Below are 14,687 nucleotides of genomic sequence, written 5' to 3'. Positions count from 1 at the left end.
GAAGAGATCGGCTCGGTCACAGCCGACGGTGCCTATGACACCAGACGATGTCATGGCGCGATCGTCGGGCGGGGAGCTGAGGCGTTCGGGCATACCCTCGGACCGATGGCGGTCATGCCCTCACTCCCATCCGCCGGAACGGCCGCCCCTGGAAAGAGGACTGCCCGGCTGCCCGTGCCCGAAACGGCATCCTGCACGAGACCCGACGCCTGGGACGAGCCAACTGGAAGCGGTCGGTCGGCTACCACGTCCGAAGTCGGGTCGAGGCACGGATGAATTGCCTCAAGTCCTTCGGCGAGCGCATCGCCTCACGCGACCCTGATAGGCAGACCGCCGAGATCCAGATCCGGATCGCCATCATGAACAGATACAACACCCTCGGCACCGCCGAGATCATCGCCGTGGGCTGAACACAGAGCGGGACAGGGCTAGATCGGCCTTCAGCTGATTAGTGCAACAACGCCGCTTCGAGGTGCGCAAGGTGCCCCAGACGGAGCCCCTGAGCGCCCAGAAGGACGCCACGGTGAAGGACGTCGAAGCGTGGTGGCTGGATGCCCTGCAGACCGGCGAACTTGGCCATCTCGAGGGTGACAACGAGGGGCACGATCTGGGCGACTGGCATGCCGGGCCGCTCGTGGTCAGCAAAGCCGCTCTGCGCGGCGCCTATTCCATCTGGATGCGCGATCGGCGCTTCGACGGCGGGGTTGTCAGCGACTCCGCTTTCACGACGCGGCTCAAACGCATTTGCGAGGGCCTGGACACAAAGCAACGACGCGCGGTGGGGAGCGGCGCGCGAAAGTGGTACTACATCGTTCCGCCACTCAAGGAGTGCCGCGGGCATTATGACAAGGCGATGAAGCGGACGAACGGCTGGCCGGCCCTCCTGGCACCGCCACCCGAGGACGACGAACCTGACGATCTGTGAACCTGTTCCTCTGCGGAACTAGTTGGACCCGCCGCGAGGCGGGTTCTTCGTTTTGCGGGACGGTCGCCCCACCCTGACCACCCTGACCACGCCGAATGGATCTGAGCGCATCTTCGTCCGATGGATCTGAGCGCATTATGGATCTGAGCGCATCTTCGTCCGATGGATCTGAGCGCGTTATGGATCTGAGCGCATCTTCGCCGGATGGATCTGAGCGCATTATGGATCTGAGCGCATCTTCGGCCCAGGGGTGTCACAGGTGTCACAGGTTTGGACCTTGTATTCAACAAAAAGCTGTGACAGCTAACTAACTGAAATTGCTTCCTTAATCGGCACTGTCACAGGTGTCACAGGTGTCACAGGCTATTTTCGGAATCGTATTTCTGCGCGTGCGTGCGCGCGTGCGTGCGTGTGCGCGCCCGAGCGCGTGCGCGCGAATGAGTTGCGAAATACCCTGTGACACCTGTGACACTTGTGACAGTAGGTAAATAAGTAATAAATTCCAGTTAGTTAGCTGTCACAGCTTTTGTCACAGGTTTGGCTCTGTCACAGGGTAAAACGCCGAAAGTTGAACGCAAACGGCGAAAAAATTTCGAAAACGGTCAGCGAGATGGGTCCGAATCGGACCTATTGGATTGATTTAAACGCAAAATGGATCTGAGCGCATCTTCGCCGGATGGATCTGAGCGCATTATGGATCTGAGAGCATTTCGCAGTCTCGCGCATCTTCGCCGGATGGATCTGAGCGCATTATGGATCTGAGAGCATCCGCGGCGCCTGGTGCAGCCGCATCGCCGCTCTGTCGTCGAGCGCGGTGTTCAAACCGAAAATCCGCAAAAAATCGGCGGGACCCGGGGCTCAGCGCCCCGCGCGGGCGGCCAGGCCAGGCAGAGGGACCCAGAGCGACAGGGAATGCGATAGGACGGCACCGGCGCACCGACGGGTGGCTCTCTGTTCCGGGCGGCGCGACCGCCTAGCCCAGCCCCAGCGCCTGCATCAGCCGGCGGTCGCAGCGCGCGAAGTCCTCGAGACGGGCGCGGGTCTCGTCGCGCTCGATCAGCGCCGAGAGCTTCTGCCAGCGGCTCTCCCCCTGCCCCGCGTCGGCGGCATTGGCGAAGGTGCCGGCCAGCGCCGCGCGGATCCCGGCCCGGGCCGCAAGGTCGCGCTCGAGCGCGCCGAGGTCCGTGACGGCATAGATCCCGTCGAGCGCACGGGCGGCCGTGACCGCCTGCGCCAGCAGCGCGTCGTCGGACAGCCCCGCCACCGCGCGGTGACCGCGCATCCGCCGGGTGACGAGATAGGTGCAGTAGGTCCGCTGGTAGTGGTCGCGCACGAAGGCCTGCCAGCCCGGATCGCCGCCGGTGAAATACGCGTCGACGCTGCAGTCGCGCACCATCCGCATCCCGGTGCGCTCGGGCCGCGCCAGCTCCTCGGGCGAAAGCTTCGCGGCCTCGCGCCGCAGGTAGAAATAGAACGAGGCGATACGCTCGAGCGGATCGCGCAGCACGGTGAAGACGAAGCGCGGCGCGGGCACGGTGTCGAGCGCCTCCCAGTCGAGATGCCCGGAATAGACCCGGTATCCGGGCGGCAGCTGCGCGGGCCCCGGCGCGGCCTGGCTGTGCACGCGCACCGGCGAGACCGCCTGCGCGCCGCAGGCCCGCGCGAGCGCGAAATGGATCGTCTGGCCGGCGGTCTTGGGGATGTGCAGGAAGACGATGCGCGGGGCCGTCATCAGGATTTCCTCAGGTCGACCACGTCCGGTGCGAAGGGCGCGACATCGGTCATCTTGTTGACGCCGTTGATGAAATCCTGCGGTCGCGACGGGTCGAGCCCCGCAAGCTGCCACGGCGCGAACCGCCACCAGCGCAGGCGCAGGAAGGGCGAGACCAGGTGCGGCGGCAGGCGCATCTTGCGGATCACCGCCGGATTGCCCGCGACCACCGCATAGGGCGGCACGTCCTTGGCCACCACCGCCCCGGCCGCCACGACCGCCCCGTCGCCGATCGTCACCCCCGCCATGACCTGCGCGCCATGCCCGATCCAGACGTCGTTGCCGATCGTGGTGATCTTCGCCTTCGTCGCCGGCCCCGCCGTGTCGAAGCTGTAGCCGTGATAGCCCTCGGCCCCCGCGAAGCCCTCGCCAAGATCGAAGAGCCTGTCGCCAAGGTAGAAGGCCGGGCTGGTCGAGGCCCAGGTCAGCGGGTGGTTCTGCCGCCCGATCTGAACCTCCTCGCCGAACGAGCAGTAGCGGCCGATCTTCGCCCCGAAGCAGTAGCCCGAGACCTGGTAGGAGAACGCCCCCAGTTCGATCAGATATTCGTACTGGGTCCATTTCAGGCTGCACGGCGCCTCGAGCACGGTGTGCCGCGGCAGGGTCACGGTCTTGGTGGCGTCGCGCGGCAGGACCTCGACCCCGCGGGCGCGCAGCCACGCGATCTGGTGCGGCCCGGTCATCGGCGGCCCCGGTCGGGCGGGCCGCGGCGGCAGCGGATGGCGGATGCGGTCCGGGACACAAAGATCATGGCTGCAGGATCGCGGCGCGGTTGTCGACGCCGAAGCGTTGCAGCAGCCTTTCGTTCTCGTCACGCAGCCGGTCCTCGATGTGGCGGATCCGTTCGGGCGTCCGGCCGCCGTCGCCCTCCCCTGCCCGGTGGAACGCGGCGCGATACAGCTCGCGCACCGCGGCCTCGGGCAGCGACAGGTCGGCGATGGCCGCCGCGATCCGCTCGCAATCCTCGGTCCGCAGCGAGCGGTTCGACTGGTGCGCGCTGACCTGCCAGTTCAGCCCGGTGCCGACCAGCTGTTCGTACAGCGGCCGGATCTCGCGGCTGGGCCGCAGGGTGACGCCTCCGGGGAAGGCACGCTGCCAGGCCTCGAGGCTCGCGCTCGGGCTCTGCAGCGCGATCCGACGATCGGCGAAGCTTTCGAACGACGCGCCGTCATAGGCGCTGCGCTGCGCGAGATATCTGTCGAAGAACTGCTTCATGTGCTGCGAATAGTCGCCGAAGACGATCTCGTTGAACGGCCGGCAGAAGGCGACGACCGACACCCTGACCCCGGCCCGGGCGCTGGCCTCGGCGAAGGCCTGGCGCCCGCGCGGGTCGTAGAGAAGATCCTCGTGGCTCAGCAGCAGCGTGTCCACGCCGGGCCGGAAGGCCTCGTGCATCCAGTCCGGGGTGAAGCGGCCCAGCTCGGCCGCGTTGCCGGGATGCGGCGAGCCGTCGTGCGGATAGGCGCAGTGCAGCGCGGCCAGCGCCTCGGCATTGTTCAGCAGCACGCGCTGCAGATAGGTCGACCCGCATTTCGGCGCGCCGACATGCAGGATGATCCGCTTGCCCATGACTGCCTCTTTCACCTGTCAGCCGGCGGCAGGACCGGATCGGCCGCCAGCGCGGCCGCGACCTGCCGCGCGACCTCGTCGAGGTTGTTGCCGCCCTCGAAGAACCAGTCGACCTTCGGCCGTCCCGCCTCGCCCCCGGCCGTGGCCATGGCGCGCAGCCGGTCGGCCAGCGCGGCGGGATCGTAGAGGTCGAAGCTCTCGATGTTGCCGTGCAGCGTCGACAGGTCCTTGCCCTCGTAGCGGTTGGTCAGCACCCGCACCCCGTTCGCCGCCATCTCGAGCGGCGGATAGCTCGGGTGCGGCGAGACCATGATGCTGATCCCCAGCCGCGCCCGCCCCAGCAGGTCGCGATACGCCCCGAGCGACAGCCGCCCGAGGATCTCGGCGTCGCTGCGCATCGCGCCGGGCAGGAAATCCTCGCCGATCGCGCAGAACCGCCAATCGGCCCAGAACGCCGGGTCCTGCCGGCGGCAGGCGAAGACGATCGCGTCGATCATCTCGAGGCAGTTGCGCTCGGCATGCGGCCGGGCATAGAGCAGCACGATCCGCTCGCGCGCGGCAGGCGGCAGGCGCGCGGCCCCGGGGATCAGCAGCGCCTCGTTGATCATCGGGCGATAGGTCGCGGCGGCCGGGAAGGCGTAGCGGGCCTGCATGAACCCGGCCAGCAGCGGGGTGTTGAACACCGCGATCGTGCGATCGGGGTGGCGATAGGTGCTCTCGGCCAGGGCATAGCGGGTGGACCAGGCGTAGAAGCCGGGCTCGAAATCCTGGATCAGGTAGACCAGCCGGCGCCGGTCGTCGCCGCCGAACAGCCGCGCCTGTTCGTCGAGCAGCGCGAAGCCCTGCCGCGCCGTCCACCAGGCCGAGGCGACGAAACGGTCGCCGCGGCGCAGGCTCAGCGGCTGGGTGTCGCGCAGGAAGCCGGGGGCGACGATCATGTCGCCCTCGTCGGCCAGGCTGTCGACGGTCGCGAACCCCTCGGGCGAGAGGGTCATGTTGGTGAAGGGCACGTCGGTCGCGATGATCCGCAGGTCGCCCCCTGCCCCGAGCCGCGCACCGATCGCGCGGAACTGGCGGATCGCCTCGGACACGCCGGCATAGCCGCGCTGCAGGTCCGCGGTCGGGATCAGCAGGTTCAGCCGCGGGCGCGGATTGTCGACGGCGCGGCAGAAGAACGGCCGCGTCTCGGGCAGGCTGGCCGCCACCGGCTCGGCCGCGGCCTGCGGCGACAGCAGCCGCGAGCGCGCGAACCGCAGCTCGCGGGTGACGGCGTAGCCGCCCAGCCGCTCGCCCGAGCAGAACCGCGCCCAGTCGAACCCCTCGACCTCGGCCAGCAGGAACAGCGCCCGCTCGATCGCATGGGCGAGCGTGCCGTCGACCTGCCCCTCCTCGGGGTCGAAATGGTGGTGCCGCAGCCCCGCCCGCGCCAGCGCGCCAAGCGCCGCGACCCGGAACCAGAACATCGAGCCGCTGGGAAATTCCAGCGAGACCTCGCGCAGGCTGCCGGGCCGCCCGGCCAGCGTCATCAGCCCCTCGACCATGGCGCGGTCGTGGCCCCAGCTGATCAGCTTGCGGATCGGGCCGAAATCCACCGGCGCCAGCGCCCCCAGCGCGGGCTCGGCCTGGAACTGGCGCAGGATCGCGTCGACCCGGGCGGGCGAGCCCGCATTCTCCTCGAACAGGTAGCGCCGCCAGCGGTCGAAGGACTGCCCGTAGTGGCGCGAGCGCTTGGTGTGGACATGCAGCGCGTAGTCGACCCCCTCCAGCCGGTCGAGAAAGCCCAGAAGCGAGGGCGCGATGTCGCGGCCGCGGTTCTCGAACACCCGGACCTCGGCATCGGCGATCCCGGCACGGGCCAGCGCCGCCAGGATCTCGTGGCGCTTGCCGGCGGTGTCGGTCGAGACCAGCAGCCGGCACCGGCCGGGCATGTTGGCCATCAGCGCGATCACCTCGGGCAGCAGGTCGGTGTAGAAGACATGCGCCAGCACCGCGACCGCCGGCCCCTCGGGCGGCAGCGGCGGCAGCGCCGGCGCGGCGGCGTCGATTTCCAGCGCGACGGGCTGCCAGCGCGAGCGGTTCTGGGTGTCGCACTCGGCCGACAGCCGGCGGACCCGCGCCCGCGCGCCCGCCTCGCCGGTCATCAGAAGCTCGAGCGGGGTGCGCCCGCGCAGCTCGCCCAGGCTGTCCATCAGCACCCGGTGATCGATCAGCGGATGCACGGCGATGTTCTTCTCGAACCCGCCCGCGACGGCATAGTGATAGAGCGGCGGGATCGCCGAGCCGCGCACGTCGGGGCGGGCGGCGTAATAGCTGTCATCGTCGAAATAGGGGTTCGGCCGCGGGCGGCGCGCGCCCCCTTCCCGGCCCGCGGACCCGAGGTAGTCGACCAGCGGCTGCGCCACGGCCGCGCCCTGGGACAGGTAGTAGGCGCTGCTGAACAGCGGGTGCGGATCGACCGTCGCGGCCCGGTCGAAATACCGCTCGACCGCCGTGTCGCCGGTGCGGCCGGCGGGCAGCTGCGCCGCGATGAACCGGGTCGAGACCAGCGGATGCGGGTCGAGATCCTGCGCGAAGCCCTTCGAGACATAGTGGCGCACGGCATCGGCCGCCGTCGCCAGCCGGTGGCGCGCGCGGTACCAGTCGACATCCAGCAGCGGGTGCGGCGCCCGCCCCTCGGCCATGCCGAGCGTGCAGAAATGCGCGAGCGCATCGGGCGCCGAGACGCCGTGGGTTCGGCGGTACCACGCGGCGGGAAAGGCCGGCGAGGGGTCGTACCCGGCCGCCGCCCCTTCGCGCACGTAGTGCCGCAGCGCCGAGCCGGGCGCGGACATGTGGCGCGCACGGTACTGCGCGGGATTGAAGAAGCAGCAGGGCCGCAGCCCCAGCGCCTCGCCGATCTCGAGATAGTGGATCAGCGCGTCGCAGGGCCAGATCCGGTCGAGCCCGCGCGCGAGCGCGGCGTCGAGATAGGCGCCCGGGTCGAAAAGCGGCGTGACCGACAGCGCGAAATAGCGCCCGAGCGCGAGGTAGTGGCTGGCGATGTCGCAGCCAAGCGCCGCCGGACCCGGCAGGCCGATCGCGGCGCAGCGCCCGGCATACCAGTCGGGATCTGCAAGCTCGCCGATCAGCGCCACCCGCTCGGGCCCGTGGCCGCGCCGGTGCATCGCCGCCAGCAGCGCCGCGCGCTCGGCCGCGTCATAGCTTGCCGCGCCGTCCGGGCCGGGGCCGCTCTCGCCGATCGCGGCACCGGGCAGCGCCACCCGCGCCCGCCACGCGCCGCCCAGATAATCCTTCAGCGCCGGCCCCCGCCGCGTCGGCGCCCCGTGCGCCGGCCGCACCGCCCGGTAGCCGCGGGCGACCAGCTGCGCGGTCTCGAAATCCAGCTCTCCCTGCCCCGCCAGCATCCGCACCGCGGGATCGAGCCGCGACGACGGTCTGCGCGCCCGCTTCTCGGCCCGGCCGAACAGCACCCAGTGCTCGAACGGGTTCTTGCCGGCGTCGCGCACGTCGTCGTTCATCGCAAGATAGGACCGGGTGCAGAAGTTCGGCGCGGGGTCGAGCCCGAGCTTCCATCCCTCGCGCAGGTAGTGCTCCAGCCCCGAGGCCGGCACCATGCCGCCAAGCTGCCACAGGTAGAACCGGGCGTCGAAGGCGCGTTCCAGCGCCTCGCGCTCCTCGGTCCGGGTCGGCGGCGCCATGTCCGGCTTGGCCACGTCGCGGTCCACTCTCACCTGCATCCACACACCCATTCACCCGGTACCGCCCGCCGCCCTTGCCCGCCGCCAAGGGCCTTGAAGTTCAATCTACGGTTGCACATGCGCGTTGCAACTCCTATTCCGCCGCCGCGACGAGCGGCCGGAAATCGGCAGCCGACAGCCCCCGCCCGAGCGGCAGCAGCCGCCCGTTCGGCGCGGCGCGGACGGCGTCGCCCTGCGCACCGATGTCGAAGGCGAAGACCGGCAGGCCGGTCGCCAGCGCCTCGTGCACCGTGTAGCAGAAGGTTTCGGGCCAGATCGACGGGATCAGCCAGCAGTCGATGCCATGACGCTCGGCCAGCGCGGCGATCTCGTCGCGGTCATAGGCGCCGTGCACGGTGATGCCGGGATGGGCATAGGCCGGGTCGATCTGGCCGATGACCACGATCCGCAGCCCGGGATCGGCCCGGTCGGCAAGGTCGCGCAGCACCCCGGCCCCCTTCTGCCGGCCGATGCCGCCCAGCACGCCGAGCACCGTTCCAACTGCCGTGCGGGGCCCGGCCGGGCGGACGGTGCGCGGCAGGTGGCCGATGCGATGCGGCACCACGGCGATCTTCGCGGCCATCTCGGGCCAGACGCGCAGCACCTGCCGGCGGCTGTCCTGCGAGAAGACCACAAGCCGCCCGGCCCGTTCGGCCAGCGCCCGCCAGCCGGCGCGCCAGGCCGCGATCGTCGCCGGCCGCGCGCCCGAGGTCACCGGCAGCGCGCCATAGCAGGCCTGGCAGGCCGCGGGACCGGGCAGGCCGCAGGACCGCCCCGCCGCCGACACGAGGCAGTACGAGGGGCAGAGCGGCAGGAAGTCGTGAAACAGCAGCGCCAGCCCGTCCCCGGGGCGAAGCCGGTCGGCGAAGCCGGTGGCGAAGCCCAGCGGATCGGCGGCCTCGACAAGGCAGGAATAGATCAGCTCGATCCGCGGCGGGATGGCGAGCAGCGCCTGCGCGTCGCCGGGCGCGAGCAGGCCGCGGGTCACCCCCTGCGCGCAGTGCAGCTCGGCCAGCACGCGGCCGCTGTCGGGGTCGTCGCGCAGGACCAGCGCGCCGCCGCCCTGCCCCACGTGTTCGGCGATCCGGTCCCGCAGCCAGTGCTCGGCGCCGCCGCCCAGCCGGTGCGCCAGATAGACCGGCAGCGCCGCGCCGCCGAGCCCGCCCGCGATCAGCCCCAGCCCGACCGCGATCCGCGGCCCCAGCAGCGGATCGGCCTCGCGCCAGCGCGCGACCGACAGGTCGTAGGTCGGATAGCGCGCGGCGACCAGCCGGTTGTTCGCCGCCACCCGCGCCGCCTTCTCGGCACCGAACGAGCTGCCCGCGCGATGTTCGACGAACAGCGTGGCAAGGCCAAGGTGGCGGGCGCCGAGCGCGGCGGTCTTGCGGCACCAGTCGACCTCTTCGCCATAGCCGCGGCCGAAGGCGGTGTCGAAGGCGGGGATCCGGTCCAGCCAGGGCCGCGCCATCGCCATGCAGAAGCCGACGCCGGTCGGCGCCTCGGCCCGCGCCACCCGCCAGTCGAGCCGCGCCGCCGCCCGGTCCGCGCCCTCGGCCTCGCCGGCCGACAGCACGCGGGGCCGGCATTCGACCGGGGCGCCGAAGATCTCGGCATCGTTCGACAGCGGCGTGACCGAGGCGATGCCGGCATCCGCCAGCAGCGGCGCCATCAGCCGGGTGAGCCAGCCGGGCGGCACCAGCGCGTCGGAATTCAGCAGCACCACATGCCCCCGCGCCGAGGCGAGGCCGCGGTTGACCGAGCCGATGAAGCCGATGTTGCCGGGGTTGGTCAGCACCGTCGCGCCCGGATGACGGCTGGCAAAGCCGGCAAGCATCGGCGCGATCCGCGGATCGGGCGAGGCGTCGTTGACGATCACCACCCGGTGCGGCTCGGGCGTATGGGCGGCGAGGTTCGCAAGGCATTCGGCCAGCACCTCGGCCGCGTCGTAGACCGGCAGCACGATGGTGACGGCGTCGCTCACCACCGGCATCGGCGCCGCGCCGAAGAAGCCGTCGGTCGCCTGCGCCAGCGTCTCGGGCGCGACCAGCAGCGGCAGCAGCGCCCGCTCCATCCGGTCGCCGGCGGCGCTGTCGCCATGGCGGAAATAGGCCCAGATGTCGGCGCCGTGGCGCAGCGGGAAGGTCGCGAGGTCCAGCGCCGCGGCCAGCGCGGCGCGCAGGTGGTCGCGGCGGCGGTAGACCGGCAGCGGCCGGCTGAGGCCGCGGGCGTCGTCGTGCCAGACGAGGTGGCGCATCGCCGCCAGCTCGACCTCGATCCGGCCGCCGGCGTCGGGGCGGGCGAGCGCCATGCCGGCATCCGATGTCAGCCGGACCGGCCCCGCGGCCCGCGCCGCGATCCGCATCCGGGCATCGCGCGCGACCAGCGACAGGATCTCGATCCGCGGGCCGCCGGGCACGTCGACGGCCACCGGGCCGCGGCGCGCCCGCATCTTCGTCCAGTAGAAGTGATCGAGCACCCGTCGGGCGGCGATCAGGCGCGGCGTGCTGGGCATCGGGACCGTCACTGGCAACCTTGTCCCTTCGGGCTAGCGCCGGGGGGCAGGGCTGACAATGCGCCACGCGGCGCCGCCGCCGGGGGCGGTTTCGCCAACCCATTGAAACCACGCGTATTTGACCGTTGTCAGCTGACAATTTTCATTAAAAAGCCGGCCCGTGCTGCGGACAAGGCATTGGAAAGCGGCGTTTTCCCCCGCGGGCGGGGCGGCTGTCAGGCGGCCCGCGCCCCGCCCGCCTGCGCGGCGAGGCTGGCCAGGAACCCGTCGCAGCGATAGGTGCCGGCCCGGGCCTCGGCGATGAGCCGCGACAGGTAGCCGCCGGGATTGCGGATCCGGGCATGGCACTGCAGCAGGCACAGCACCGTCGTCGCCAGAACCTCTCGCCCCATCTCGGCGCGGCCGGCCGCCAGCAGCTGCGGACTGAGCCCGATCATCGCCGCAATCTGCCCGGCCCGCGTCTCCAGCGCCCGCCAGCTGTCGCCGGCATCGGGATAGAAGCTCAGCGCCTCGGTGCAGATCCCGACGATCGAGGCCGGCGTCAGCACCGGGTCCCTGCGCGCAGCGGCTCTCTGCATGGGGCCGACCTCGGAGCCGGGCGCAGGGCAGGGCATGGGGCATCGCGTGGACGGCCCCGATGGCTCGGCGTTCTCCGCGGTCTTTTCAAAAATAATGTCTTCTTGTGACTTCTGGTGGTGCTGCTCGATTTCGCGCGCGGTGGTGCTCAGTTCCGGCGTCGGCGCGACGGGCTGTCCACAGGGACCGGGCATCGCGACGGCCTCGGTGATCAGGGCCTCGACGGCGGCAAGGGCGGCCGGGCCCCGCAGGCGGCGGCGCAGAAGCTGGCGGATCCGCGCGGCCAGCTCCAGCCCCGCCTCGGTGGGATCGCACTCGAGATCGCGGCGCAGGAGCGAGAGCGTCTCGCGCCGGGCGGCGAGGGTGCAGGCAAGGTCGCGCGCGTCCTCGGCCCGGGCGAGGATCCCGGGCGCGGCCGCGACCAGCGGCGCGAGGTCGAAGCCAAAGGCGCGGATCACGGTGCCGGTGCGGTCGCGCCGGGCATAGCGCTTGCCGTTCGGGCTGAGCCGGCGGCCGACAAGCCCCGAGGCCACGAGCCGCGACAGGTGGCGCCGCATCGTCGAGACCGGCATCCCGTCCAGCCGCTGGGCCAGCGTCTCGTTCGAGGGGAAGACCACGCTCTGGTCCAGTCGCGACAGGTCGCGTTCGGCAAAGAGCGAGACGAGCGCGCGCAGCACCCCAAGCTCGCGGTAGCCGAGGCCGTAGTCCTGGCCGCAGTCTTCCAGCGCGGCCAGCAGCTGCCACTTGTCGAGCGCGGCCGAGGGGGCAGGGACCGGGCACGCCTGATCCAGCCCCCCGGAGCGCATCCGGGAGAAGTGCTTCATGTCATCCGTTCACGAAAGACAAAATCTCCCCGCACCACCGAATCGGCGATGTTGACAGTCAGGGGAAAGGGCGCTTATCTCGGGTTGCTACACGTGAGATAGGCCTTCCGGGATCTGATCCTGGGGGGCTTTTCTTTTGCCTTCTGCTCGTGCCTCCTGTCTGGTGCCTCTGCCTCACGGGTGCCCGGCGGGCCCCCGGTCTTCCGGCCTGCGCCGGCTTCCGACCTTATGCGTCGCCGGGGCCTTCGGCCCGGAAACGGTCGTGAAGTTCGCGGACCAGCGCCTCGGCATGCTCGCCCAGCCACCGGTCGAATCCTTCGGCCCCGCGCGCGGGGACGTTCAGCGTGACGCCGCGCGCGCCCTGGCGCAGCTCGGCCAGCGCGCGGCCGTCGTCGCCGCGCAGGGTGCGCGCCTCGGGCGCCACGGCGGCGGCCCGGCCCTTGGCGCGGGCGCGCGCCAGCACCGCCTCGAACCGGGCATCGCTTGCCAGCCGGACGAAATCGGGGCCGCGCATGAAGGCATGCACCCGCTCGCGCGCGCCCGGTGCCTCGAGCGCGGCGACAAGGTCGCGCCAGCGGTCGCGGCCGATCGCGGGCGCGGGGCCGATCTGGCGCAGGAAGTCGATGGCGAAGGCCTGCCCGACCTTCAGCATCCGGCTCAGCATCGGCTGGTCGATGCTGAGCGCGTCGCAGGTCGTCTGCCGGTCGTAGCCGAGCGCCGAGAGCTGCGCCGCGAAGCTGGCCTTCTCGATGAAGCTCAGGTCCTGGCGGGCGGTGTTCTCCTGCCCCTGCGCCATCACCAGCGCGCCGTCGTCAAGCTGGCGCACCATCGCCTTCACAGGCTGGCCGATCTCGCGCAGCGCGCGCAGGCGGCGGCGGCCGTAGACGATCTGATAGCGCCCCTCTTTCGACGGGTGCGGGCGCAGCAGCACCGGCACCTGCTGGCCATAGGCCCGCATCGACGCGACAAGCTGCGCGTCGGCCTCGGGATCGATGCCCAGCCGGTCCTCGACCCCGGCATCCTCGATCAGCTCGGGCGCGATTTCCTGCACCGCGTTGGTCTGCATCCGCGACAGCGACGACTGCAGCGCCCCCACGGCCCCGCGCGGCATCAGCTTGGGCGCCGAAGCCGGGGCGGGCGTGTCCGCCGCCGGCAGGATGTCGGGTGTGAACAGTCCCTTGCGTGCCATCTCAGCGCCCCCATGCCTTTGCTATGAGCGACTCGACCTCATCGTTGACAAGGTTCAGTGACTCGACCGCGCGGTCATAGGTGGTGCGGTGGAACTGCGCGCGCTCGATCTCGTACAGCGTCTGCTGCGTCAGCCCGGCATCCGAGATCGCGGTCGATTTCAGCATCGTCGTGACCATCACCTCGTCGCCGAACAGCTGGCGCAGGAAGGCCACCATCTGCTGCTGCGGCCCGTCGTGCGGCTCGTACCGGTTGATCAGGAACCGCAGGAAGTCGAATTCCATGCTCGCCCCCGCGCCCGAGACCACCTCGAGCAGGGACGAGGTCATCTGCAGGAACTGCGACATCGAGGCGATGTCGAGCATGTTCGGCACCACCGTGACCAGCACCCCGGTCGAGGCGCAGAGCGCCGACATCGTCATGTAGCCCAGCTGCGGCGGGCAATCGATGACGACGACGTCATACTCGGCCTCGACCTCGGCCAGCACGGCGGCCATCCGCGCGAAGAACGGCGGCGTGACCTGCGCGATCAGCGCCTGCGGGGTCTCGTGCTCGAACTCCTGCAGGATCAGCCCGCCGGGGGCGAGGTCGAGCCCGTCGAAATAGGTCTTGCGGATCACTTGGGCGATCGGCACCGGCTCGTCATAGCGCAGCGCGTCGTAGATCGTGCCGCTGTCGAGGAAATCGTATTCCGGGCGATAGCCGAACAGCGTGGTCAGCGAGGCCTGCGGGTCGATGTCGACCGCCAGCACCCGGTAGCCCTTGAGCGCGAGGCGCTGCGCGACGTGGATCGAGCTGGTGGTCTTGCCCGAGCCGCCCTTGAAGTTCAGGAACGACAGCACCTGCAGCGGGTCGCCGGGCCGGCGGCCGGGGCGGAACTGGCCCGTGGGCTTGCCCGCGGCCCGCGCCGCCGTCTCGAGCGCGTCGCGGATCGCGTTGATGTCGGCCAGCGCATAGCTGCGCCGGCCGCCGGCCGAGGTCTCGACCTCGGGGATGCGCTCCTCGAAATGAAGCTTGCGCAGGTGGCTGGCCGAGATGCCCAGCAGCTCGGCGGTCTCGCCGGCCGAGAAGCGGCGCAGGATCTTGCTTGCATCCGGCGCATAGACCTTCAGCATGTGGTTCTGCAGCGCCTGCGCGAGGTTCTCGGCATTCGCCCGGACCCGCTGGTCAATCCTGATCTGGCTTGTCACGTCGCTGTCCGCCTGCCTTGGTCCGGTCTCTTGCCGGGCTGCCCTGTCCGGAACGCTTTTTTGCGCCAGATCTCTTATTTGCGTTCCTTTATGGGCGAGATTCCCGGCCACGCAAGGGTTTCTTGTATTTGATCTATTTTCTCGGGGCTTAGCGCCGGGGCGATTGTCAGGTCGCGCCGCGACCAAGGTCTTGGGAATCCGCGACAATCAACATGTGGTGTCTTTCGGCCACGCGACGGCGCCATCTGCAGCCGCGACCCTCATTTCGTGGTCCTGCGCGGCGCGGGCGACTCGGTCCGTGGCCGTGCGGGGTGCCGGGCGGTGCCGCGGATGCTGCGGCTGCAGTGCTGCCTAAAGTTGTAGTCATCTAAGCTTCGACTTCGATCCGTTGCCGG

The 14,687-nt window shown here is 70.5% G+C and carries 9 protein-coding genes and 1 pseudogene; 2 read left to right on the top strand and 8 right to left on the bottom strand.

From position 1 onward, the window contains the following. Together V8J39_RS23040 and V8J39_RS23035 are read left to right on the top strand one after the other, a co-directional pair. Positions 1-410 (top strand): annotated as a pseudogene (locus tag V8J39_RS23040) (IS5/IS1182 family transposase); the annotation flags it as partial. A 113-nt stretch (positions 411-523) separates the two neighbouring features. Further along, positions 524-925, top strand: a complete 402-nt coding sequence (locus tag V8J39_RS23035) for a hypothetical protein (protein WP_336463327.1) — start codon at positions 524-526, stop codon at positions 923-925. 973 nt (positions 926-1,898) lie between these two features. On the opposite strand, the gene V8J39_RS23030 is transcribed toward V8J39_RS23035, so the two are convergent. From V8J39_RS23030 to repA, 8 genes are all read right to left on the bottom strand, one after another. After that, complete coding sequence (locus V8J39_RS23030; protein WP_336463326.1) at positions 1,899-2,657, bottom strand: sulfotransferase family 2 domain-containing protein; 759 nt, start codon at positions 2,655-2,657, stop codon at positions 1,899-1,901. Then, positions 2,657-3,379 carry a DapH/DapD/GlmU-related protein gene (locus tag V8J39_RS23025; RefSeq protein WP_336463325.1) on the bottom strand — a complete coding sequence of 241 codons (723 nt, stop codon included), beginning with the start codon at positions 3,377-3,379 and terminating at the stop codon, positions 2,657-2,659. Before V8J39_RS23025 ends, V8J39_RS23030 begins: the two co-directional genes overlap by 1 nt. A 64-nt stretch (positions 3,380-3,443) precedes the next feature. Beyond that, complete coding sequence (locus V8J39_RS23020) at positions 3,444-4,265, bottom strand: hypothetical protein (RefSeq protein WP_336463324.1); 822 nt, start codon at positions 4,263-4,265, stop codon at positions 3,444-3,446. A gap of 11 nt (positions 4,266-4,276) precedes the next feature. Continuing rightward, positions 4,277-8,002, bottom strand: a complete 3,726-nt coding sequence (locus tag V8J39_RS23015) for a rhamnosyltransferase WsaF family glycosyltransferase (RefSeq protein ID WP_336463323.1) — start codon at positions 8,000-8,002, stop codon at positions 4,277-4,279. A 94-nt stretch (positions 8,003-8,096) separates the two neighbouring features. Further along, on the bottom strand, positions 8,097-10,514 hold the full coding sequence (locus V8J39_RS23010; protein ID WP_336463322.1) for a glycosyltransferase: 2,418 nt from the start codon (positions 10,512-10,514) through the stop codon (positions 8,097-8,099). Positions 10,515-10,729: 215 nt separating this feature from the next. Next, positions 10,730-11,914 (bottom strand): plasmid replication protein RepC, encoded by a 1,185-nt coding sequence (gene repC, locus V8J39_RS23005; protein ID WP_336463321.1) that lies wholly within the window; start codon positions 11,912-11,914, stop codon positions 10,730-10,732. 226 nt (positions 11,915-12,140) lie between these two features. After that, a complete protein-coding gene (gene repB, locus V8J39_RS23000) occupies positions 12,141-13,103 on the bottom strand; it encodes a plasmid partitioning protein RepB (RefSeq protein WP_336463320.1) in 963 nt (320 codons plus the stop codon). Position 13,104: 1 nt separating this feature from the next. Next, positions 13,105-14,217, bottom strand: a complete 1,113-nt coding sequence (gene repA, locus V8J39_RS22995; RefSeq protein ID WP_442902629.1) for a plasmid partitioning protein RepA — start codon at positions 14,215-14,217, stop codon at positions 13,105-13,107. Positions 14,218-14,687: the final 470 nt, after the last annotated feature.

It is taken from the genome of Frigidibacter sp. MR17.24, from assembly GCF_037095655.1.
Classification (GTDB): domain Bacteria; phylum Pseudomonadota; class Alphaproteobacteria; order Rhodobacterales; family Rhodobacteraceae; genus Frigidibacter.
The sequence above is the reverse complement of the archived record's forward strand: the minus strand, read 5'-3'. Positions and strand labels throughout refer to the sequence as shown.